The sequence below is a fragment of the Collinsella aerofaciens genome (genome assembly GCF_015554145.1).
GTDB lineage: Bacteria > Actinomycetota > Coriobacteriia > Coriobacteriales > Coriobacteriaceae > Collinsella > Collinsella aerofaciens_AA.
In genome coordinates this window covers 1-1069 of record NZ_JADNHZ010000048.1, presented here as the reverse complement: position 1 = coordinate 1069, position 1069 = coordinate 1, and the positions used below count along the sequence as shown (strand labels likewise).

Here is a 1069-nt window from a genome sequence, read left to right as displayed (position 1 = left end):
ACCTCGCCGGCGCCTACGACGGGGCGACCGCGCGCCTGGCGACCGCCAAGCAGCGGCTGCTCGCCTTCCTCGCAAAGCGAGGGTTCGCCTACGGCGGCACCACGCCCGCCGGCAACCCGAGGAAGTACTGGACCTACGACTTCCTGAGGTGGCTCGACAAGGTCAGGCCGGAGGACGATGGCGGGGTCCGGACGCTCGCCGCCCTGAGGAACGAGGTCGAGGCCGCGGCGGAGGCCCGGGCGGACCTGCTCTCCGAGTACAGGGCGGCCGTGGATGCCAGCCCGATCGCCGCGGAGGTGGCCGCCCTCCAGTCGATCAAGGGCTGCGCCTTCGCGCTGGCCGCGGCCTTCTCGGCCGAGGTCGGCGACTTCACGAGGTTCCGCTCCGGCAGGCAGGTCACGGCCTACTTCGGCCTCGCGCCGAGCCAGAGGTCGAGCGGCGACTCCGTGCGGCTCGGAGGCATCAGCGGTGCGGGCAACGCGCTCGTGAGGAAGCTGGCCGTCGAGGGCTCATGGTGCTACGCCGCGGCACGGCACCAGCCGAAGCTCATGCCGAGGGACACGGGCGTGCCCCTCGAGATAAGGATGCACGGGAGGAAGGGGTCCGAGCGGCTCCTGCGGCGGCGCGAGGAGATGCTCGCCCGCGGCATGCCCGCGGCGAAGGCCAACGCGGCCACCGCGGCCGAGCTCGTGAGGTGGCTCTGGGCCCTCGGCATGATGTGCCGGGAGGGCGCGGAATAGACATAGCCCCCGCCCCGGCGAGCCGGGCGGCCTTCGGGGACACCCCCTATTTCGCTGTGCGCGCGGAGCCCTCCGCATGCGCCCCGACAGACTTGGGGAACCCCGCCGAAGGAATGGAGTGCGGGCCGACAGAACGGTATCCGCGGATATGAGACTGAGCCGAAGGCGTCGATGACATGCCGGGGGCGGACCGGGACGGGTTAACGGCAGGCCCCGCCGACCGATTGCAAGCGGTCGGCGGGGCCATTGTGTCCCTTGACAGCGGATTGGGTCATATGAGCGAAAACCCGCCAGAGCGAGCAAGGTGCCTTGAAACGAGGCGGCATTGA

At 71.0% G+C, this 1069-nt stretch carries 1 protein-coding gene; it reads left to right on the top strand.

The window, feature by feature from the left end; genetic code table 11:
- Positions 1–740: transposase (locus I2E13_RS10860; protein ID WP_195405110.1), on the top strand; the 740-nt coding region annotated here is incomplete at its 5' end.
- Between the last annotated feature and the right edge of the window lie 329 nt (positions 741–1069).